The sequence below is a fragment of the Streptomyces malachitofuscus genome (genome assembly GCF_055571035.1).
The window spans coordinates 16638-37628 of sequence record NZ_JBVIGA010000004.1 but is presented as its reverse complement, the minus strand read 5'-3'; the positions used below and the strand labels follow the sequence as shown (position 1 = coordinate 37628).

19 protein-coding genes and 1 riboswitch are annotated in these 20991 nt (G+C 71.7%); of the genes, 13 read left to right on the top strand and 6 right to left on the bottom strand.

Annotated features, from left to right (window positions below; genetic code table 11):
* Positions 1-140: 140 nt before the first annotated feature.
* The 3 genes from ACZ44S_RS06835 (at position 141) to ACZ44S_RS06825 (ending at position 4369) form a co-directional block, all read left to right on the top strand.
* Positions 141-1331, top strand: a complete 1191-nt coding sequence (locus ACZ44S_RS06835) for an MFS transporter (protein ID WP_466925273.1) — start codon at positions 141-143, stop codon at positions 1329-1331.
* Positions 1332-1844: 513 nt separating this feature from the next.
* Complete coding sequence (locus ACZ44S_RS06830) at positions 1845-2633, top strand: carbon-nitrogen hydrolase family protein (protein ID WP_466925271.1); 789 nt, start codon at positions 1845-1847, stop codon at positions 2631-2633.
* A gap of 38 nt (positions 2634-2671) precedes the next feature.
* Positions 2672-4369 (top strand): flavin monoamine oxidase family protein, encoded by a 1698-nt coding sequence (locus ACZ44S_RS06825; RefSeq protein WP_466925268.1) that lies wholly within the window; start codon positions 2672-2674, stop codon positions 4367-4369.
* 6 nt (positions 4370-4375) lie between these two features.
* On the opposite strand, the gene ACZ44S_RS06820 is transcribed toward ACZ44S_RS06825, so the two are convergent.
* Complete coding sequence (locus tag ACZ44S_RS06820) at positions 4376-5305, bottom strand: TIGR03619 family F420-dependent LLM class oxidoreductase (RefSeq protein WP_466925266.1); 930 nt, start codon at positions 5303-5305, stop codon at positions 4376-4378.
* Between the two features lie 89 nt (positions 5306-5394).
* The gene (locus ACZ44S_RS06815) at positions 5395-6081 is read right to left on the bottom strand and encodes a DUF5995 family protein (protein WP_190166990.1); all 687 of its coding nucleotides are present in this window, start codon (positions 6079-6081) and stop codon (positions 5395-5397) included.
* 173 nt (positions 6082-6254) lie between these two features.
* Here ACZ44S_RS06815 and ACZ44S_RS06810 point away from each other — a divergent pair, with 173 nt between their 5' ends.
* Positions 6255-7373: a glycoside hydrolase family 6 protein gene (locus ACZ44S_RS06810; protein WP_466925952.1), complete on the top strand. Its 1119-nt coding sequence runs from the start codon at positions 6255-6257 to the stop codon at positions 7371-7373.
* Here the strand turns inward: ACZ44S_RS06810 and ACZ44S_RS06805 are convergent.
* Positions 7355-8746, bottom strand: a complete 1392-nt coding sequence (locus ACZ44S_RS06805) for a uracil-xanthine permease family protein (protein ID WP_466925263.1) — start codon at positions 8744-8746, stop codon at positions 7355-7357. The two genes, ACZ44S_RS06810 and ACZ44S_RS06805, sit on opposite strands and share 19 nt — an antisense overlap.
* A 188-nt stretch (positions 8747-8934) precedes the next feature.
* Here ACZ44S_RS06805 and ACZ44S_RS06800 point away from each other — a divergent pair, with 188 nt between their 5' ends.
* The gene (locus ACZ44S_RS06800) at positions 8935-9393 is read left to right on the top strand and encodes an acyl-CoA thioesterase (RefSeq protein ID WP_466925260.1); all 459 of its coding nucleotides are present in this window, start codon (positions 8935-8937) and stop codon (positions 9391-9393) included.
* On the opposite strand, the gene ACZ44S_RS06795 is transcribed toward ACZ44S_RS06800, so the two are convergent.
* Positions 9353-10558, bottom strand: coding sequence for an MFS transporter (locus ACZ44S_RS06795; RefSeq protein WP_466925258.1), 1206 nt, complete (start codon positions 10556-10558; stop codon positions 9353-9355). The two genes, ACZ44S_RS06800 and ACZ44S_RS06795, sit on opposite strands and share 41 nt — an antisense overlap.
* A gap of 153 nt (positions 10559-10711) precedes the next feature.
* On the opposite strand from ACZ44S_RS06795, the gene ACZ44S_RS06790 reads away from it, so the two are divergent.
* A complete protein-coding gene (locus ACZ44S_RS06790) occupies positions 10712-11899 on the top strand; it encodes an ROK family transcriptional regulator (protein ID WP_466925256.1) in 1188 nt (395 codons plus the stop codon).
* A 412-nt stretch (positions 11900-12311) separates the two neighbouring features.
* Here ACZ44S_RS06790 and ACZ44S_RS06785 read toward each other — a convergent pair whose 3' ends face one another.
* Together ACZ44S_RS06785 and ACZ44S_RS06780 are read right to left on the bottom strand one after the other, a co-directional pair.
* Positions 12312-13070, bottom strand: coding sequence for an SDR family oxidoreductase (locus ACZ44S_RS06785; protein ID WP_466925253.1), 759 nt, complete (start codon positions 13068-13070; stop codon positions 12312-12314).
* Positions 13071-13213: 143 nt separating this feature from the next.
* Entirely contained in the window at positions 13214-15538 is a 2325-nt protein-coding gene (locus ACZ44S_RS06780) for a chitinase C-terminal domain-containing protein (protein WP_466925252.1), read from the bottom strand.
* 235 nt (positions 15539-15773) lie between these two features.
* Positions 15774-15904, top strand: a riboswitch (FMN riboswitch).
* 146 nt (positions 15905-16050) lie between these two features.
* Between ACZ44S_RS06780 and ACZ44S_RS06775 the strand changes: the two genes are divergently transcribed.
* The 7 genes from ACZ44S_RS06775 to ACZ44S_RS06745 are packed head-to-tail and all read left to right on the top strand — an operon-like array spanning position 16051 to position 20799.
* A complete protein-coding gene (locus ACZ44S_RS06775; RefSeq protein WP_466925250.1) occupies positions 16051-16665 on the top strand; it encodes a riboflavin synthase in 615 nt (204 codons plus the stop codon).
* A complete protein-coding gene (locus ACZ44S_RS06770) occupies positions 16662-17303 on the top strand; it encodes a nicotinamide mononucleotide transporter family protein (protein WP_466925247.1) in 642 nt (213 codons plus the stop codon). Before ACZ44S_RS06775 ends, ACZ44S_RS06770 begins: the two co-directional genes overlap by 4 nt.
* Entirely contained in the window at positions 17300-18586 is a 1287-nt protein-coding gene (locus ACZ44S_RS06765) for a bifunctional 3,4-dihydroxy-2-butanone-4-phosphate synthase/GTP cyclohydrolase II (RefSeq protein ID WP_466925245.1), read from the top strand. Before ACZ44S_RS06770 ends, ACZ44S_RS06765 begins: the two co-directional genes overlap by 4 nt.
* Positions 18587-18603: 17 nt before the next feature.
* A complete protein-coding gene (gene ribH / locus ACZ44S_RS06760; RefSeq protein ID WP_125508260.1) occupies positions 18604-19089 on the top strand; it encodes a 6,7-dimethyl-8-ribityllumazine synthase in 486 nt (161 codons plus the stop codon).
* A gap of 34 nt (positions 19090-19123) precedes the next feature.
* Positions 19124-19396, top strand: a complete 273-nt coding sequence (locus ACZ44S_RS06755; protein WP_004990764.1) for a phosphoribosyl-ATP diphosphatase — start codon at positions 19124-19126, stop codon at positions 19394-19396.
* Positions 19397-19445: 49 nt separating this feature from the next.
* On the top strand, positions 19446-20309 hold the full coding sequence (gene hisG, locus ACZ44S_RS06750; protein ID WP_466925242.1) for an ATP phosphoribosyltransferase: 864 nt from the start codon (positions 19446-19448) through the stop codon (positions 20307-20309).
* Between the two features lie 19 nt (positions 20310-20328).
* Positions 20329-20799, top strand: a complete 471-nt coding sequence (locus tag ACZ44S_RS06745) for a PH domain-containing protein (RefSeq protein WP_466925240.1) — start codon at positions 20329-20331, stop codon at positions 20797-20799.
* The last annotated feature ends 192 nt before the right edge of the window (positions 20800-20991 follow it).

The following is a 20991-nucleotide window of genomic DNA, read 5'->3' as shown; positions in this document are numbered from 1 at the left end:
GGCGGGGTGGGTGGTGGGCGGTTTAGCATGGGTGTCATGACCTGGCGACATTGATCCACCAGTCGCGCCGCCCGAGGGCCGCCTCGGACGCCGTACGTCCTCCACGTCCGGTGTCCGAACCGCCCTTTCGGGAAGGCCTCATGACTCTCACGCCCACGCGTGCCTCCGACGTCCGCGTGCGACGGCTGACGACCACGCTGTACGGCTACTCGTTCCTTGAAGAATTCGTTCTGCTGTACCCGGTGTACGCGCTGCTGTTCAGCGACACCGGGCTGTCCGTCTGGCAGATCTCCTCCCTGTTCGCCCTCTGGTCGGTCACCGGCGTGCTGCTGGAGGTCCCCTCCGGGGCCTGGGCCGACACGGTCTCGCGCCGGCTGCTGCTGTGGCTCGGCCCGCTGCTGACCGCGGCCGGCTTCGCCCTGTGGGTGCTGGTTCCGTCGTACGGCGCCTTCGCCCTCGGCTTCGTGCTGTGGGGCGCCGGCGGTGCGCTCGGCTCCGGCGCGCTGGAGGCGCTGGTCTACGACGAGCTGGAACGGCTCGACGCGGCCCGGAGCTACGCCCGGATCATGGGACGGGCCCGGGCCGCCGGTCTGGTCGCCGTGATGGCGGCGATGGGACTCGCCGGTCCCGTGCTCGCCCGGGGCGGGCACGCCGCCGTCGGCGCCGCGAGCGTGCTGGTGTGTCTGCTGACGGCCGCCACGGCGTTCCGGTTCCCGGAGCACCGTACTCCCGCCGACGGGCACGGGTCCTGGACCGGGACCCTGCGCGCCGGGTTCGCGGAGGCGCGCGCCGACCGGTCCGTGCGGGGGGCGCTGCTGCTGGTCGCGGCCGTGAGCGCGGTGTGGGGCGCACTCGACGAGTACACGCCGCTGCTGGTCCGCGACACGGGGGTCGGCGACGGGTCGGTGCCGTACCTGCTGTTGCTGATCTGGACCGGGGCCACGGCCGGGAGCCTGCTGGCCGGTGAGGGCGAGCGGCTCGGCCGGCGTGGTCTCGCCGCGCTGCTGGCCGGTGCGGGTCTGGCGCTGGTCCTCGGTGCGGCCGACGGTACTCCGTGGGGGCTGGTCCTCGTCGCTCTCGCCTTCGGCGGGTTCCAGGCGGCGACCGTGCTGGCCGACGCCCGGCTGCAGCGGCGCATCGACGACTCCGGTCGGGCGACGCTGACCTCGGTCGCGGGGCTGGGCACGGAGCTGGCGACGGTCGGTGCCTTCGGTGCCTACGCGCTGATCGCCTCGGGGCACGCGCACAGCACGGCCTTCGCGGTGCTCGCGGTGCCGTACCTGGTGACGGCGGCGCTGCTGCTCGCCGGGTCCGCCAAGCCGCGGGCGTGATGCCTGCGGGCCCGCTTTCCCTCCGGTGGGGGTGCGCGTAGCGCCCACGGTGGGTGGGGGTGCGGGGCCGGGGCGGGGGTGTCCGCCCTCGGACTGGCGCGACTGAGCATGTTGGTGGGAGTGGGCGGCGCGGACGCGCCAGCCACTGCGGGCGAACACCCCCACCCCGTCCCCTCCCGCGTTCCCGCGGGCAGTCGTGCCGCTGGGGCGGCACGGGTGGGCGATGGGGGTACCTCCCGCTCGAGCGCAGCCGAGAGTGGGGGAGGCACCCCGTGGGCGCCGGGCTGCGCAACCCACCCCCGGCCGGCACCCACGCCGGGTGCCACATCCACCCCGGGTCCGCGCCACCCGCCGGTGACCCGCACCACCCCGTGCAACGAATCGCCGCCAACCCCACCCCCCACGCAACAAACCCCTCACCAGCACGCAACGGCTTCTCCTTGTCCCCCCGAGCCGCCCGACCGTACCGTCTATCTGGCCCCCAGAACCCCCGCGTACCGGTGAGGAACACGCATGCGTACCGCCCTGCTCCAGAGCTCCGGCCGGCCCGGATCCGTCGCCGAGAACCTCAAGGTCCTCGACGACGCAGCCGGCCGCGCGGCCGCCGCGGGCGCCGGGCTGCTCGTCACCCCGGAACTGTTCCTGACCGGGTACGCGATCGGCGACGATCTCGGCCGGCTCGCCGAGCCCGCCGACGGCGACGCCGCCGACGCGATCGGGGAGACCGCCGCCCGGCACGGGCTCGCCGTCGCCTACGGCTACCCGGAGCGCGACGGCGACACGGTGTACAACTCCGTCCAGCTCGTCTCCGCGGACGGCACCCGCCTCGCCAACTACCGCAAGACCCACCTCTACGGCTGCTTCGAGCGGGACCACTTCACCCCGGGCGAGCAGGCCGTCGTGAAGGCCGAGCTCGACGGGCTCACCATCGGCCTCATGATCTGCTACGACGTCGAGTTCCCGGAGAACGTGCGCGCCCACGCGCTCGCCGGGACCGACCTTCTGCTGGTGCCCACGGCGCAGCTCCACCCGTTCCAGTTCGTCGCCGAAGCCGTCGTGCCGGTGCGGGCGTTCGAGAACCAGATGTACATCGCGTACGTCAACCGGGTCGGCCAGGAGGGCGAGTTCGAGTTCGTCGGGCTGTCGACGCTGGCCGCCCCCGACGGAGTCGCCCGCACCCGGGCCGGGCGCACCGAGGAACTCGTTCTCGCCGACGCCGATCCCGTTTTCCTCGCCGCCTCCCGCGAGAACAACCCGTATCTGCGGGACCGCCGCCCCGGCCTCTACGGGTCCCTCGTCTGAACCTCCCCCGTACCACCCCCGCAAGGAGTCCGTACCCCATGACGTCCACGGTGCCCAACGCCGTCGAGCACACCGACGAGCAGCAGCCGCCGATCACCATGTTCGGCCCGGACTTCCCGTACGCGTACGACGACTTCCTCGCTCACCCGGCCGGTCTCGGGCAGGTGCCCGCGACCGAGCACGGCACCGAGGTCGCCGTCATCGGCGGCGGTCTGTCCGGCATCGTCGCCGCGTACGAGCTGATGAAGATGGGGCTCAAGCCCGTGGTCTACGAGGCCGACCGGATCGGCGGGCGGCTGCGGACCGTGGGGTTCGAGGGGTGTGATCCCTCGCTGACCGCTGAGATGGGGGCGATGCGTTTTCCGCCGTCCTCCACCGCCCTCCAGCACTACATCGATCTGGTGGGGCTGGAGACCCGGGCCTTCCCCAACCCCCTCGCCGAGGCGACCCCGTCCACCGTGGTGGACCTCAAGGGCGAGTCGCACTACGCCGAGACGCTCGACGATCTGCCGCAGGTCTACCGGGACGTCGCCGACGCCTGGGCGCGGTGCCTGGAAGAGGGTGCCGACTTCTCCGACATGAACCGGGCCCTGCGCGAGCGGGACGTGCCGCGCATCCGGGAGATCTGGGCGAAGCTGGTCGAGAAGCTCGACAACCAGACCTTCTACGGTTTCCTCTGTGAGTCGGAGGCCTTCAAGTCCTTCCGGCACCGGGAGATCTTCGGGCAGGTCGGCTTCGGCACCGGCGGGTGGGACACCGACTTCCCCAACTCCATCCTGGAGATCCTGCGGGTCGTCTACACCGAGGCCGACGACCACCACCGCGGCATCGTCGGCGGCTCCCAGCAGCTGCCCCTGCGGATGTGGGAGCGGGAGCCGGAGAAGATCGTCCACTGGCCGTACGGCACCTCGCTGAAGTCCCTCCACGTGGACGGCGAGCCTCGCCCGGCCGTGACCCGGCTGACCCGCACCGCGGGCAACCGCATCACGGTGACGGACGCCGACGGCGACATCCGCACGTATCGGGCGGCGATCTTCACCGCCCAGTCCTGGATGCTGCTCTCCAAGATCGCCTGCGACGACTCGCTCTTCCCCATCGACCACTGGACCGCCATCGAGCGGACCCACTACATGGAGAGCTCCAAGCTCTTCGTGCCCGTCGACCGGCCGTTCTGGCTCGACAAGGACGTGGAGACCGGGCGGGACGTCATGTCGATGACGCTCACCGACCGGATGACCCGTGGGACGTACCTGCTGGACGACGGTCCCGACAAGCCGGCCGTGATCTGTCTGTCGTACACCTGGTGCGACGACAGCCTGAAGTGGCTGCCGCTGTCCGCGAACGAGCGGATGGAGGTCATGCTGAAGTCGCTCGGCGAGATCTACCCCAAGGTCGACATCAGGAAGCACATCATCGGCAACCCGGTGACCGTCTCCTGGGAGAACGAGCCCTACTTCATGGGCGCGTTCAAGGCCAACCTGCCCGGCCACTACCGCTACCAGCGGCGCCTGTTCACCCACTTCATGCAGGAGGCGCTGCCGGAGGACAAGCGGGGCATCTTCCTCGCCGGTGACGACATCTCCTGGACGGCGGGCTGGGCCGAGGGCGCCGTCCAGACCGCGCTGAACGCGGTCTGGGGCGTGATGCACCACCTCGGCGGCGAGACCGACCCGACCAACCCGGGCCCGGGCGACCTCTACGACGAGATCGCCCCGGTCGAACTCCCGGAGGACTGACCCGGCTCAGACCCCGGCGGCCCGTGCCTTCTCGTACACCGCGGCGGCGACGTCCTTGAGCTCCTCGGCGTCACGCGTGGAGCTCTGCAGGTCGATCAGCATCTCGTCCAGACCGATCGCGGCGTGCGCGACCAGGTCCTCGACGATCTGGTCCACGCCGCCGTGGAAGGGCCGGCGGTCCGCCCCCGTCCGGCTGCCGGGCGAGTACACCGTGTTCACCCGCAGCACCGTCCGCAGCGGCTCGGTCCGCCCGCGTTCGGCGGCCAGTTCCTGGAGCTGTCGCCACTGCGCGGTCAGCGCCTCGACGCCCATGCCGGTGGGCATCCAGCCGTCGGCGTGGTCGACGAGGCGTCGGCGGGCCCGGGCGCTGCCCGCGGCCAGCAAAATCGGGATCGGCCGGGCGGGCTTCGGACCCACCACGGCCGGGGCGATCTTCGTCAGGTCGCCCTCGTACGACACCGGGTCCGGGCCCCAGACCGCGCGGCACACACCGATCAGCTCGTCCAGGGCCTTGCCCCGCTCCTCGAACGGCCGCACCCCCGACGCCGCGTACTCGTCGAGGGACCAGCCCGTGCCGAAACCGGCCACCACCCGGCCGCCGGCGGCCGCGTCCAGCGAGGCCAGCGCCTTGGCGAGCTGGAACGGCACGTGCAGCGGGCCCACCAGGACGCTGGTGCCCAGCTCGGCCCGCCGGGTGGCGGCCGCCGCCAGGGTGAGGGTGATCAGCGGATCGGCCACGCCCCGGTAGGAGTCGGGCCAGGGGAGCCCTTCGACGCCGTACAGGCCCTGGGTGGCCGGCTCCGGGAACAGCGCCCGCTCATAGACCCACAGACTGTCGTAGCCGGTCTCCTCGGCGGCGCGTGCCACATCGGGCACGTCCCGTCCGAGGTCGTACTGCCGGTTCTGGGGGAGGCCGAGACCGAGCCGAGTCGCCATGTTCCGTGCTCCTTCGTAAGAGGTCGGATCATGTCGAACGTACAGCGGGTGAAGGGGAGTTGGCGGGAACCTCCGCAAGTGGGGCCGGATCAGTCGGGGAGTGGGGTGAGCAGCATGCGCCCGGCGAAACCCACCGCCGTGTCCAGCCGCTCGGTGAACTCCCCGGCGACGTCCGGCAGTCCGCGCAGTGCCCACAGGGCCCGGGCCGCCGTCCAGGCGGCGTCCCGGGCGCGTTCCAGGCTCCACGCGCCGAGCAGATGGGTCAGCGGATCGGCGATCCGCAGCAGATCGGGTCCCGGCGTCAGTTCCTCGCGGATGCGTTCCTCCAGCGAGAGGAGGAGATCGCCGACCCGGTCGAACTCGTCTTCGAGATCGACGGGTTCGCAGGCCAGCGTACGACAGGTGTCCACGACGGCGAGCGCCAGATCGTGGCCGATGTGCGCGTTGATGCCCGCGAGCGCGAACTGCAACGGACGTACGCCCGGATGGTGCCGGAACGCGAACAGCGGGCGCCAGCAGGCCGGCGGCCGCCGTTCCTCGGACACCGCGTCGACCGCGGCCAGATAGCGCTCCGCGAACCGCACGTCCAGCGCGATCGCCGCCCGCGCGTCCGGGAACCGTCCGGCGTCGATGCGCCGGTCCACGGCCTCCGTCACGGCGAGGTAGACACGGTTGAAGACCGCCACCCCGTCCCGCGCCGGCAGGGCCGCGTCGAGAGCGCGCAGACGGGAGACGACCCCGTCCACGGGAGTCAGGACTTGTTCGCCTTGCGCCATGAGCGCAGAGTGGCACCTTTAGGGTGGTACCAGTGGCGGCGGGCCCGACGCTTCCCCGGAACGGGGGAACGCACCCGCCGTGGGGGAGGGAGAGCAGTACTGTGCCAGGCTCGCGTGCCCAGCGCCTGTCCACGCGAAGAGCGGAGCGCCGCCGTGCCGCCCGTCGGGGCACGATGGTCGCGGCGGCCTCCGTCGTGGTCGCCGTCGGCACGGCCACCGGGATGATCTCGGCGGTCGGCGAGGGCCGCGGCTCGGACGAGGCCCGCCCCGAGGTCTCCTCGTCGCCACGCCTGGAACCGCTGCCCGCCGTTCCGTCGCCCTCCGCGTCGGCGACCGCGTCCCCGTCGCCCAAGGCCAGTGCGAAGAAGAAGGCGAGTCCCAAGCCGTCCCCGTCCAAGGCCGAGAAGAAACGGCAGACCACGGCCGTGTCCACCCGTCTGTACCGCCACCCCGAGAGCCGGGTCCTGGACTGGGTCCGGGCCAACCCCGACGATCCGCGGCGCGCGGTCATAGAGTCCCGGATAGCCGATCAGCCGGCGGCCGTCTGGTTCGCCGACTACGCGCCGGACTCGATCACGTCCCGGGTGCGTGCCGTGGCGTCCGGCGGCGCCGCCCAGGGCCGGACGCCGGTCCTCGTGCCGTACGCGATACCCGACCGCGACTGCGGCGGGCACTCCCAGGGCGGGGCGCCCGATCTGGGTGCCTACGACGCCTGGATCGACCGCTTCGCCGCCGGCCTCGGCAACGGCGAGGTCATCGTGGTCCTCGAGCCCGACTCGATCGCCCAGTCCGAATGCCTCTCCGCCGGACAGCGCGCCGACCGCTTCGCCTCGCTGGCCCGCGCCGGACGGGTGATGAAGGAGGCCAACCCCCGGGCCAGGGTCTACTTCGACGCAGGGCACTCCGGTTGGAACGCGCCGGCGAAGCAGGCCGGCTGGCTGCGGCAGGCCGGGGCCGCCTCGGCCGCCTCCTCCGACGGCATCTTCAGCAACGTCTCCAACTTCCACGGCACGGCCGACGAGATCGCCTACGACCGTGCCGTGCTCGACGCCCTCGGCGGCCCGTCGAGCCTCGGCGCGGTGATCGACACCAGCCGCAACGGCAACGGCGCGCCGGCGGACGGCGAGTGGTGCGACCCGGCGGGCCGCAAGCTCGGCCGGGCTCCGACGCTGAGCACCGGCGAGGCCGGGATCCACGGCTATCTGTGGGTGAAGCTCCCCGGCGAGTCGGACGGCTGCAAGGGAGCGCCGGGCACCTTCACCCCGTCGTACGCCTACGACTTGGCGCGCTGACCCTCCGCGTCGTAGGAGGACGTGCCCTCGTCGAGCAGCGGCTCCTGCGTCTTGAGGTGGGCGGGGGCGAAGGCGCGCAGCGCGTGGTAGCCGGTGATGACCACCAGCGTGCCCAGCGCGATACCGCTGAGCGAGAAGGTGTCGGTGAACTCCATCGAGACATTGCCGACGCCGATGATGATGCCCGCCGCGGCCGGTACGAGGTTCAGCGGATTGCGCAGGTCCACCTTGGCGTTGATCCAGATCTGGGCGCCGAGCAGGCCGATCATGCCGTAGAGGATCACCGTGATCCCGCCGAGCACCCCGCCCGGAATGGCCGCCACGACCGCCCCGAACTTCGGGCAGAGACCGAACAGCAGGGCGAAACCGGCGGCGGCCCAGTAGGCGGCCGTGGAATACACGCGCGTCGCGGCCATCACGCCGATGTTCTCCGAGTAGGTGGTGTTCGGCGGGCCGCCGACGGCGGTCGACAGCATGGAGCCGACACCGTCGGCCGAGATGGCCGTGCCGAGCTTGTCGTCGAGGTTGTCGCCGGTCATCTCGCCGACCGCCTTGACGTGCCCCGCGTTCTCGGCGATCAGCGCGATGACCACCGGCAGGGCAACCAGGATCGCCGACCACTCGAAGGACGGGCCGTGCAGGTCCGGCAGGCCGATCCAGTCGGCCCGGCCCACCCCGGACAGATCGAGGCGCCAGTGGTCGGTGACCTTGCCGCTCGCGTCCGCCGAGTGGATCCGCCCGAAGATCCGGTCCAGCGACCAGGACAGGGCGTACCCGAAGACGAGGCCGAGGAAGATCGCGATGCGGGACCAGAAGCCGCGCAGACAGACCACGGCCAGACCGGTGAACAGCATCACGAACAGGGCCGTCCACTGGTCCTGCGGCCAGTAGGTGGCGGCGGTCACCGGCGCCAGGTTGAAGCCGATCAGCATCACCACGGCGCCGGTCACGATGGGAGGCATCGTGGCGTGGATGATCCGCGCCCCGAAGCGCCGCACGGCCAGACCCACCAGGAACAGCGCGGCCCCGACCACGAACACCGCGCCCGTGACGGTGGCGCTGGACCCGCCCTGCGCCCGGATGACGGCGGCGACGCCGACGAAGGACAGTGAGCAGCCGAGGTAACTGGGCACGCGGCCGCGGGTCGCCAGCAGGAAGACGACGGTCGCGACACCCGACATCATGATCGCGAGGTTGGGGTCCAGCCCCATGAGCACCGGGGCGACGAACGACGCCCCGAACATCGCCACGACGTGCTGGGCACCGAGGCCCGCGGTGCGGGGCCAGGAGAGCCGTTCGTCGGGGCGGACCACCGCGCCGGGGGCCGGGGTGCGTCCGTCGCCGTGCAGTGTCCAGCGGACGCCGAGATCCATGGGCTGTCGCTTTCGTCGTTCGTCCAGCGTGTCCGGACCATTGTGCGGGCTGCGCGAGAGTGCTTCGTACAGCCGACCGGGCGGGCGGGGATCGGCTGAGCGTTTGCTTAGGATGGGGGCGCCAGCACTCGTTGCAGAGGCCACTCAGTCCGATGGCACTCAGTCCGTACGTCCCAGGAGCACCGCCCGTGACCGCCGAAGCACCGCCAGCCCCCGCACTGCAGTACGGCCGGCTGATCCCCGTGACCGTCCACTTCGACGACCTCGACGCGCTGGGGCTGCTGCACAACGCGCGCTACCCCCTGCTGGTCGAGCGGGCCTGGACCGAGCTGTGGCACGACAACGGCGTCCGCTTCGAGGGCGACTGGGCCGCGGCCGGTGACGCCTGCAACGCCGTCAAGGAACTGCGCGTCACTTACGAGGCCCCGGTGACCCGGCCCGGCACCTACGCGGTCCATCTGTGGCTGGACCGGCTGGGCACCACCGGGCTCACCTACGGCTTCCGCTTCTGCTCGGCCGACGGGGCGGTGACCTACGCCCGCGGCAGCCGGGTGTTGGTGCGGCTGGACGCCGGGACGCTGCGCCCGGCGCCCTGGAGCGAGCCGTTCAGAGACGCGGCTCGGGAACTGCTGCGTCCGGACGCGTGACCTTCGCGCGGTCTCCGGCGCGCAGGACACCGGCGAAGCTTGCGACGCCGCAGGACAGCACGGTCACCAGGACGAACGACACCATCAGGCTGGTCGCCTGCGCCAGCAGTCCGATCGCGCTCGGGGCGATCAGCCCCGACGTGTAGGTGATGGTCGCGACGCCCGCGATGGCCAGGCTCGGATTGGCGCCGCTGCGGCCGGCGGCCGCGAAGCACAGCGGCACGACCACGGCGATGCCCAGCCCCATCAGTGCGAATCCGCCCATCGCCATGGCGGGGTGCTCGGCGAACACGATCAGCAGTCCGCCGAGCACGGCGACCACACCGCTCGTACGGACCGTGCGCACGGCGCCGTAGCGGTCGACCACGTGGTCGCCGGCGATCCTGGCGATCGCCATGGTGAGCGTGAAGCCCGTCGTGCAGGCCGCCGCGAGACCGGCCGAGGTTTCCAGTTGGTCGCGCAGATAGACCGCCGACCAGTCCAGGCTCGCGCCCTCGGCGAACACCGCGCAGAAACCGATCGCACCGATGAGCAGGGCGGAGCGGGGCGGCAGCGCGAACCGGGGCGGTGGCTCCTCGTCCTCCGCCGGCTGCAGATCGAGGACCCAGGCGCAGGCGGTGACCCCCGCCACCGTCAGCACGGCGGCGGCGAGCGCGTGGTGCAGCCGGGCGTCCGAGCCCAGGTGGGCGGCGAGCGTGCCGGCCGCCGAGCCGATCAGGGCGCCGGCGCTCCACATGCCGTGCAGCCCCGACATGATCGACTTGTTGAGACGGTTCTCCACCTCCACGCCCAGCGCGTTCATCGCCACGTCCGACATGCCCGCCGTGGCGCCGTAGACGAACAGGGCCAGACAGAGGGTGAGCATGTTGGGGGCGGCCGACGGCAGGATCAGCGCGAGCGTCCACAGCGCCATCAGCCCGCGCAGCGCGGTGCGGGCGCCGAAGCGGTGGCTGATGCTCCCCGCCAGCGGCATCGCGACGGACGCGCCGAGTGCGGGGAAGGCGAGGGCGAGGCCGAGCTGACCGGCGCTCACACCGGCGTGGTCCTGGATCCAGGGGACCCGGGTGGCGAACGATCCGGTGACGGCGCCGTGCACGGCGAACACCGCGGCCACGGCGTACCGTGCCCGCCTCACATCGCGCTGTCCGTACACCACTGCACCCATCGACCCGCCCCTCCCGTCGGCCCGTTCCTGTTGGCGTCGCGTAAACTATCAGGAACCCTGCCTGAAAGATAAGACATTATCCGAGCCGTCCTCGCTCGTCCGTGCTGCCGGTCCCCGCGCCGACCGGTCCCGCCGATCTGGAAGGATCCCGGCATGGCCGCATCCCCGAGCACCGCCAGAGCCATCAACGACCGGCTCGCGCTGCGCCTGCTCCAGCAGGAAGGCCCGCTGACCGCGGGACAGTTGAAGCAGCTGACCGGTCTGTCCCGGCCCACCGTCGCCGACCTCGTCGAACGTCTCACCGCGGCCGGGCTCATCGCGGTGGCCGGCGAGACGGGGGAGCAGCGCCGCGGCCCCAATGCCAAGCTGTACGGCATCGTCGCGGACCGGGCGCACCTGGCAGCGCTGGACGTCCGCACCGAGGGCGTCGCCGTGGTCGTGTCCGACCTCGTCGGCGAGGTGCTCGCCGAGGCGTCCCTCCCCATCACCGGGGACGCGGGGACGGGGCCCGCGGTGGAACAGGCCGTGGCGCTGGTCGAGCGGACGGCGAAGGAGGCGGGCGCCGACCGGCTGCACACCGTGGGGATCGGGGCGCCGGGGCTGATCGACCCCGCGAGCGGCGAACTGCGCGACTCCACCAAGCTGCCCGAGTGGCACCGGCGCCTGGTCGCGGCGCTTCAGGAACGGCTGCCGGAGGCCCGTGTCAGCGTGGAGAACGAAACGAACCTCGCCGCGCTGGCCGAGCAGCGCGACGGGGCCGCGCGGGACCGGGACACGTTCGTGCTGCTGTGGCTGGGCCACGGGACGGGTGCGGCCGTCGTCCTCGACGGCACCCTGCGCAGGGGTGCCTCCGGCGGCACGGGCGAGATCGGCTTCCTCCCCGTACCGGGCACCCGCGGCCTGCCCTCGGCCACCGACTGCGCGGGCGGCTTCCACTCCCTGGCGGGGGCGGCGGCGGTCGCGGAACTGGCGGCGGAGTACGGCATCGAGGCGGAACCCGGGGTCGAACCGGCGGCGGGCGCGGTGCGGGCGGCCGTGGCGACGGCCGGGCACGCCTCCGCCGCCGCACGCTTCCTCGACACCCTCGCCGACCGGGTCGCGGTGGGCGTCGCGTCCGTCGTCGCGCTGCTGGACCCCGGGCACGTGGTCCTGGGCGGCGAGGTCGGACAGGCCGGCGGCGAGGCGCTGGCCGCGCGGGTGCGGGACCGGCTGGCCGTCCTCTCACCCCTGCCCGCCGAGGTCCACCCCAGCACCCTGGGCGGCGGCGCGGTCCTGCGCGGAGCCCTCCTGACAGCCCGCGACCAGGCCCAGAACGACCTCTTCGGCGCTCCCGGCCACTAGCCCTTCGCACACCTGGCGCCCACGGGGGGTGAGCGGTGCGGGGCCGGGCCGGGGGCGGCCGTCCTCGGACTGGCGCGGCTGTGCTTGTCGGTGGAGGCGCACGGTGCGGACGCGCCGGCCACTGCGGGCGAACACCCCCGCCCCGCCGTAGGCGACACACCCGCGGCTCACCCGCCGCGGCCAACCGTGTGCAGTCGCGCTGCCGTCCCCGCCGCTCCCGCGGGCAGTCGTGCCGCTGGGGCGATGGGGGTCCCCCCGCTCGAGCGAAGCCGAGAGTGGGGGAGGGTGGGCGCGACGGCACCCCGCCGGCGCCGGGCTGCGCACACACCCCCCGGCCGGCACCCACGCAGGGCACCCCGCAGAACGCCGGATGGGCAACCCACCCCCGGGCACCTTCTGCCGCCGCCTGACCTCACCGGCCCCCGGAGCCGGATCCCAACCGAGTCCTCAGGAACTCGTCGAACGTGCCCTGCCCCACCGCCCGCTCCGGCGCCAGATGGCCGCCCGCCCGGAAGGCGTCGTACGCAGCGCCCCGCAGCGGCACCTTCACCACCGCCCGCCGACGCCCCGAGGCCTTCAGATACGCGCGCGCCAAGGAGTCGAGCGTGCGCACCTCGGGCCCGCCCATGTCGTCGACGCGGCCCGCAGGCGCCCCCTGGGCCAGCTCGGCCAGGCGGCCGGCGACCTCGGTGACGTCGATCGGCTGGTCCTTCACACGGGCCGGCAGCAGCATGACCGGCAGCTTCGCCATGCCCTGCAGCAGCCTGAGCACCAGGTCGTGGAACTGGGTCGTGCGCAGCACCGTCCAGCCCGTCCCGGAGTCCTCGATCATCCGTTCCACCGCAAGCTTGGACTTGTAGTAGCCGAACGGCACCCGGTCGACGCCGACGATCGAGATGTGGACGAGATGGCCCACTCCGGCCCGCTGCGCCGCCGCGATCAGGTTCCGCGTGGGCTTCTCGTCGCCGCCACGCGGCGAGGTGGCGCAGTGCACGACCGTGTCCACGCCCGTGACGGCGGCGTCCAGTCCGCTCCCGCCCTCGCGCAGGTCGACGGCGTACGGCTGCGCGTGCCGGCTGAGCACCCGCACCTCGTGCCCGTCCGCCCGCAGTCGCTCGGTGACAGGCCTGCCGAGCGTTCCGGTACCGCCGGTCACCAGGATCGTGGTCATGCTGTTTCAGCCCTTTCACACATCGGTGCCGGACCCGCCCGAAGTCCAGCTTCGCCGGGTCCGGCACCGAGCGCATCCGCACATGGTGAGGCCCGGCGGCGGGCAAGGGCCGTCGTCACCGCCGCCGGGCCGGTCCTCAGAGGTCAGCAGGCTCCCTGGTCCCGCCACACTCCCCATTCGCCGGTGGTGCCGGGCTCCTCGCCCTGCGTCCACCACTGCGCCTTCCAGAGGTGCCCCTCGTGGGAGACGACGCTGCCCCCGCCGTAGGCGGCCGAGGCGTCCCACGCCGGTTCCTCGCAGTCACCGGGCTCACCCGTGGGCGGGTCCGTCGGCGTCGTGCCGGTGCCCGGCTCGACCACGGTGGTCCCGCGGGCCAGGTCCCCGGCGAGGGCGTACGTCGTGCCGGAGACCGTCACTGTCCAGTTCGACGGGGTCGACACGGGGAGGTAGTAGTTGAACGACAGGTCGACGCTCGCGCCGGGCGCCAGCGACTGCCACGCCGGCAGCTTCAGCGACACCCGGTGGAAGTCACCCTTCAGACCGCCCACGTTGTCGCCCGTGTGGTCGCTGCTGATGACCTTGGTGCCGAAGCCGGACTGGTCGGAGGCGTTCCCCGGGGCCGAGGTGGCGTAGTCGAACCGGAACTCGGTGCCGCCCGGCAGGGCCGTCTTCGTGTTGTTCGTGATCCGCAGCTTGGGCGTGATCGGGTAGTTGGAGTCGCCCAGCTTGAAGTCCGTGAACTGCACGTCCACGTTCACGGCCTCCGTCGGCAGGTCCGCGTTCGACTTCTTCGCGCCGTACGGCGTGGCCGCCCGGAACGTGTCGTACATCAGCGAGGTGAGCGTGTCGCCCGGCTCGTACTGGCCCTTGGCGTCGTTCCAGCCGTAGTCGCCGGCCAGCTCCCAGATCATCGTGCCGCCGATGCCGCGGTCCACGACGTAGTCGGCCTTGGCCCCGACCGACTGCTCGTCCTCGGTGGAGAGGAAGACCTTCTTCTCGGCGTTCCACAGCCAGGGGGCGACCAGCGTCGGGTCGTACTTGCGGGCGTAGGTGCCCGTCAGCTTCGTGTCCGCCGGGAAGCCGTAGTCGGTGACGTAGTCGCCGACGATCCCCTTCTCGAGGTTCTTGGCGTGCCACATCGGGTTGGAGCCCGCCGGGGACTCCTTGCCGTTGGTGTCGAGGTCGTGCCAGAGGTTGTCGATGCCGACGGCGCCGTCGCCGCACTTGGTCAGGCCGGAGCCCGCCGGGCAGGTGGACGCGGAGGCCTTGCCCCACAGACCGTCGGTGCCGCCCTGGACGTTCTTGTGGCCGCGCGTGTAGTACGGCAGGCCGATGTTGATGCGGCCGGCCGGCATCGAGCCGCGGAAGTAGTGGTAGGCCCAGTCGGTGTTGAGATAGCCGATGCCGCCGTACTGGGCGCTGCCGTAGACGTTCGCGGCGGCCAGCTCGGCGTCCTTGCCGTCGTCGAAGAGCGAGGCGTTCGGGCCGACGTACTCGTTCCAGGCGCCGTGCAGGTCGTACGACATGATGTTGACGTAGTCCAGGTACTTCTGGACCTGGAAGGTCTCCATGCCACGCAGCAGGTAGCCGGACGAGGGGGCCGCCACGGTGAGCAGGTAGTGCCTGCCGTCCGCCGCGCCCGCGCGGTCCAGCTTTTCGCGCAGCGTCTTCATCAGCGCCGCGTAGCCCTTGACCAGCCCGGCCCGCCGGGCGTTGGCGAGGGACCAGTCGAGTGGATTGCCCGCGTCCTTCATCGTCGTCGGGTACTCGTAGTCGATGTCGACGCCGTTGAAGCCGTACGTCCGGATGAAGTCGACCGCCGAGTCGGCGAACGTGTCGATGCCCGCCTGGTTGACCGAGCCGTCGGCGTTGGTGGCCATCGAGTAGAAGCCGCCGGAGTTCACGCGGGTTCCGTCGGCGTCGAAGTAGCCGCCGGTCTCGGCCCAACCGCCCACCGAGATCAGCGTCTTGACGTCGGGGTGCTGCTTCTTGAACTTGTTGAGCAGATTGAAGTGGCCCTGGTAGGGAAGCTGCGGATCCATCTCCGCGCCGTCCACGCCGGGCCACGTCATGCCCGTCGCGGGGTTGTTCGCGCCGTCCGGGCCGACGGAGAGCTTGTTGCTCTTGTCGATGTGCGCGAACGCGTAGTTGATGTGGGTGATCTTGTCCCACGGGATGTCCGACGCGAGGTAGGCGGGCTTTCCGTCCTTGCCGGTGCGCCAGCCGGTGAAGTAGCCGATCACCCGGCGCTGGTGGTCGGCGCCCATCTTCTCCCGTCCGGCCGAGTCGTAGACCGAGCAGTACGGGACGTCGACACCGGGGGTGCTGTGGAGGCCGTCGGGACGACAGGACTCCTGGTCGGCGGCGTGCGAAACGGTGGCGGGCAGGGCCGTGAGCAGCAGGCCCGCGACGGCGGCGGCGGAGGCGAGCAGCGCGGGTCTCGCCCCGGGGCGTGAGGGGGACGGCACAGTGGGTTCCTCTCCACGGAAGTTGGCTCGGACCCTAAGAGGACTAGACCACAGCGTCAATAGGTATGGACCAATCTCGCGTTGCCGGGGTCGGCTGCTCAAAAGGGTGCGACGGCAGGGCAGTTGCTCGGCGGGCAACGCTCGGCAGCCCACGTGTCACCCGCTGTGAGGCACTCCACACCCCTCGCCTGCATGGGTGACGGCGGGCCGTGGCACACTGGCCCTGTACCAGTAGCAGCGCACTCCGGGGTCGGTGAAAGTCCGAACCGGCGGTTACAGTCCGCGACCCGGTCGCCTCCAGCGACCGGTTGACCAGGTGAAATTCCTGGACCGACGGTTAAAGTCCGGATGGGAGGCAGTGCGCGGCGGGCGGGCATCCATGCGCGCCGCCGTACCGGTTCGCCGACGAGGCGAGCCCTGTCCGGCGTCGTTCCCGGGATCCTCGCTCGTAGTCTCTGTCGTCATCGACAGGCCCCGGAGTCCGTGCCCGAAGAGGCAGGAGGACCCGGGAAGTGTTCACCGGAATCGTCGAAGAGCTGGGCGAGATCACCGCCGTCGAGACCCTCGACGACGCCTGTCGCTTCCGGCTGCGCGGCCCCGTCGTCACCCAGGGCGCCCAGCACGGAGATTCCATCGCCGTCAACGGCGTCTGCCTCACGGTCGTCGAGCACGAGGGCGACGAGTTCACCGCCGACGTGATGGCGGAGACCCTGAACCGCTCCAGCCTCGGCGTCCTCACCGTCGGCTCCCGCGTCAACCTCGAACGCCCCATGGCGGTGGGCGGGCGTCTGGGCGGTCACATCGTGCAGGGCCATGTCGACGGCACGGGCGAGATCCTCGAGCGCAGGCCGTCGGAGAACTGGGAGCTCGTGAAGGTCTCGCTCCCCGCGGACCTCTCCCGCTACGTCGTGGAGAAGGGCTCCATCACCGTCGACGGCATCAGCCTCACCGTCGTCGACGCCGGACCCGACCACTTCACCGTCAGCCTCATCCCCACCACCCTCGCCCTGACCACGCTCGGCATCAAGCAGCCCGGGGACCCGGTCAACCTCGAGGTGGACGTCATCGCCAAGTACGTCGAGCGGATGCTCGGCGACCGCGCGATCGGCGAGGGGGCGGCCCGGTGAACTGGCTCAACTCCGAGGCGTTCACCGTCCTCGACCAGCACATCAAATGGTCGGACATGATCGGCAACGTCATCGGTCTGCTCGGCCTCGCCCTCGGCTGGCGCCGTTCCATCTGGACCTGGCCCGCCCAGTTCCTCTCCGGGCTCATCCTCTTCGCCGCCTTCGCCACCGCCCACCTCTCGGGCAGTGCGGGCAAGCAGGTCGTCGTCATGCTGGTCGCCACCTGGGGCTTCCTGCAGTGGAACCGCGGCCGGCAGCAGGCGCAGGACGGCGCCATCGACGTACGGTTCGCGACGAACCTCGAACGAGTCGTCCTGGCGGGTGCGGCGGCCGTCGGCACCCTCGCCGTCGGCGGGCTGTTCACCCTCTACCCGTCCCTGTCCTGGGACCCCTGGCCGGACGCCTACATCTTCGTCGGCACGATCGTCGCCATGTACGCCCAGGCCCGCGGCATGGTCGAGTTCTGGTTCGCCTGGCTGCTCGTCGACCTCGTCGGCGTCCCCCTCAACTTCGCCAACGGCTTCGCGTTCTCCGGCTTCGTCTACATCATCTACGGCGCACTGGTCCTCTGGGGCCTGCGCGACTGGTGGCTGCGCTCCCGCGACGCGCGGCCCGCCCTGGAAGGAGCGCCGGCATGACCGCGGCACCCATGCTGTACGACACCGAGGATTTCGACCTCCGGCTCGACCCGGTCGAGCAGGCCGTCGCCGACATAGCGGCCGGCCGCCCCGTCGTGGTCGTCGACGACGAGGACCGCGAGAACGAGGGAGATCTCGTCATCGCCGCCGAGATGGCGACCGAGGAGATCGTCGCCTTCATGATGAGCGAGTGCCGCGGCCTCATCTGCGCCCCCATGGAGGGCGACGAACTGGACCGGCTGCACCTCCCGCAGATGGTCGACGACAACACCGAGTCGATGAAGACCGCGTTCACCGTCTCCGTCGACGCCTCCGCCGCACACGGAGTGAGCACCGGCATCTCCGCCGCCGACCGCGCCACCACGCTCCGGCTGCTGGCGGGCGGTACCGCCGGACCCTCCGACTTCGTCCGCCCCGGCCACGTCTTCCCGCTGCGCGCCCGCCCCGGCGGTGTGCTCGTGCGCAACGGCCACACCGAGGCCGCCGTCGACCTCGCCCGCCTCGCCGGGCTGCGGCCGGCCGGTGCCATCGTCGAGATCGCCGGTGAGGACGGCCGCATGCTGCGGCTGCCCGAACTCGTGCCCTTCGCCCGCAAGCACGGCCTGACGATCATCTCCATCGAGGATCTGATCGCCTACCGCCGGTCCGCCGAGCCCACCGTCCGCCGCGAGGCCGAGGTCCGGCTGCCCACCTCCCACGGCACCTTCACGGCGTACGGCTACCGTTCCACCGTCGACGGCGTCGAGCACGTCGCCCTCGTCCACGGCGAGATCGGCTCGGGCGACGACGTCCTGGTCCGCGTCCACTCCGAATGCCTCACCGGTGACGTCTTCGGCTCCCAGCGCTGCGACTGCGGACCCCAGCTGGACGCCTCCCTGGACCGCATCCAGGCCGAGGGCCGGGGCGTGGTCGTCTACCTGCGCGGACACGAGGGGCGCGGCATCGGCCTGATGTCCAAGCTGCGCGCCTACGAACTCCAGGAACGGGGCCGGGACACCCTGGACGCCAACCTGGAACTCGGCCTGCCCGCCGACGCCCGCGACTACGGCGCCGGCGCGCAGATCCTCGCCGACCTCGGGGTCCGCAGCGTCCGCCTGATGACCAACAACCCCGACAAGTCCGACGCGCTCGTCCGGCACGGCATCGAGGTCGCCCGGCGCGAGCCGATGCCCGTCACCACGAGCGAGCACAACCTCCGGTACCTGCGTACCAAGCGGGACCGGATGGGCCACGACCTGCCCTGGCTGGACACGCCGACCGTGCCCGCCTGCGGCAACCAGTAAGAGAACCGAGGAGAGACGTGAGCGGCAAGGGTGCACCGGAACTGTCCGTACGCAACGTGGGTGACCTCAGGGTCGCCGTCGTCGCGGCACAGTGGCACGAGAAGGTGATGGACGGACTGGTGGACGGCGCCCTGCGCGCCCTGCACGACCTCGGCATCGACGAGCCGACCCTGCTCCGGGTGCCCGGCAGCTGGGAACTCCCCGTCGTCGCCAAGGTCCTGGCCGGGCGCGGCTACGACGCGGTCGTCGCCCTCGGCGTCGTCATCCGGGGTGGCACGCCCCACTTCGACTACGTGTGCCAGGGCGTCACCCAGGGCCTCACCCAGGTGTCGGTCGACACCGGGGTGCCCGTCGGGTTCGGCCTGCTCACCTGTGACAACGAGGAGCAGGCCCTGGACCGGGCCGGACTGCCCGGTTCCAGCGAGGACAAGGGCCACGAGGCGGTCACCGCCGCCGTGGCGACCGCGGCCACACTGCGTTCAGTATCCGAACCCTGGCGGTGAGCAGTCCCCGCCACCGCGTAGGGTAAGGACCACCATGTCCAAGAAGACGTTCGAGGAGCTCTTCACCGAGCTCCAGCACAAGGCCGCCCACGGCGACCCCGCCACCTCCCGCACCGCCGAGCTCGTCGACAAGGGCGTCCACGCCATCGGCAAGAAGGTCGTCGAGGAGGCCGCCGAGGTCTGGATGGCCGCCGAGTACGAGGGCAAGGAAGCGGCCGCCGAGGAGATCTCCCAGCTGCTCTACCACGTCCAGGTGATGATGGTCGCCCGCGGCATCTCCCTCGACGACGTCTACGCCCACCTGTAGATCCGACGCCCCCCGACACACCCCTCCCCACACGAAGGAAGCCGACCTCATGCTGCGCATCGCCGTCCCCAACAAGGGTTCCCTGTCAGGCCCCGCGGGGGAGATGCTGCATGAGGCCGGCTACCAGCAGCGCCGCGAGTCCAAGGAACTGCGGATCGTCGACCCGGTCAACGAGGTGGAGTTCTTCTACCTCCGCCCCCGCGACATCGCGATCTACGTGTCCTCGGGCAAGCTGGACATCGGCATCACCGGCCGCGACCTGCTCGTCGACTCCGGCGCCGACGCCGAGGAGATCCTGCCGCTCGGCTTCGCCCGCTCCACCTTCCGCTTCGCCACCCGGCCCGGAACGGCGAACGGCCTCACCGACCTCACCGGCAGGACGGTCGCCACCTCCTACGAGGGGATCGTCGCCGCACACCTCGCAGACCACGGCATCGACGCCTCGGTCGTCCACCTCGACGGCGCCGTCGAGACCGCCATCGAACTGGGCGTGGCCGAGGTCATCGCCGACGTCGTCGAGACCGGCACCTCCCTGCGCAACGCGGGCCTGGAGGTCTTCGGCGAGCCGATCATGAAGTCCGAGGCGGTCGTCATCCGCCGCACCGGCGCCTCCGCCGACGCCGACCCGACCGTCGAGACCAAGGTGCAGCAGTTCCTGCGCCGCCTCCAGGGCGTCCTGGTCGCCCGCACCTACGTGATGATGGACTACGACTGCCGGGTCGAGCAGCTGGAGAAGGCCGTCGCGCTCACCCCGGGCCTGGAGTCCCCGACCGTCTCCCCGCTGCACAACGAGGGCTGGGTCGCCGTCCGCGCGATGGTCCCCTCCAAGGACGCCCAGCGGATCATGGACGACCTGTACGACATCGGCGCCCGCGCCATCCTCACCACGGCCATCCACGCCTGCCGCCTCTGACCGGGCCCGGAGCACTCCCATGTCCGCATCCACGCCGGGCGGGCCGCCCGCGCTGCCCGTCACCTTCCGTCCGTCCCGCACCCGCGCGGTGCTGCACTCGGCCGGTATCGCGATGTTTGTGGTCATCACCCTCATCGCGCTGCTGCTGGAACAGCTCAGCCCGGGGGAGCGGATCAGCTTCGTGTTCACCGCCGCGCTGCTGGCCGGTGTGCTGTTCCTGCTGGCCCGGCCGAAAGTCGTCGCCGACGAGTCGGGCGTCACCGTCGTCAACATCGTGAGCCGGCGCCGCCTGGAGTGGGCTGAGATCCTTCAGGTGAACCTCCGCCCGGGTGATCCCTGGGTCTTCCTCGACCTCAGCGACGGCACCAGCCTGCCCGCCCTCGGCATCCAGCCGGGCATCGCCAAGCAGCGTGCCATCGCCGACGCACGCGCCCTGCGGGCCCTCGCCGAGGAGCGCTCCACACCCGGCCACGGGACGCCACGGGGCTGAACCCCGGCATCCTGCACGGACCGGCTCCGCGGGCCCGTACGGGGCCGTGTCCGGGGAGCGCCGGGGACGTCCACCTCCCGCAGTCGCCCATGTCTTGATTAATCTGGTGGGCGGAGGCGCGACGACAGCGCCTCCGCCCCTGCCGCCCCGCCCGGTGCCCAGGGGCTCCAGCTACCCGAGGAGTGACCCTCT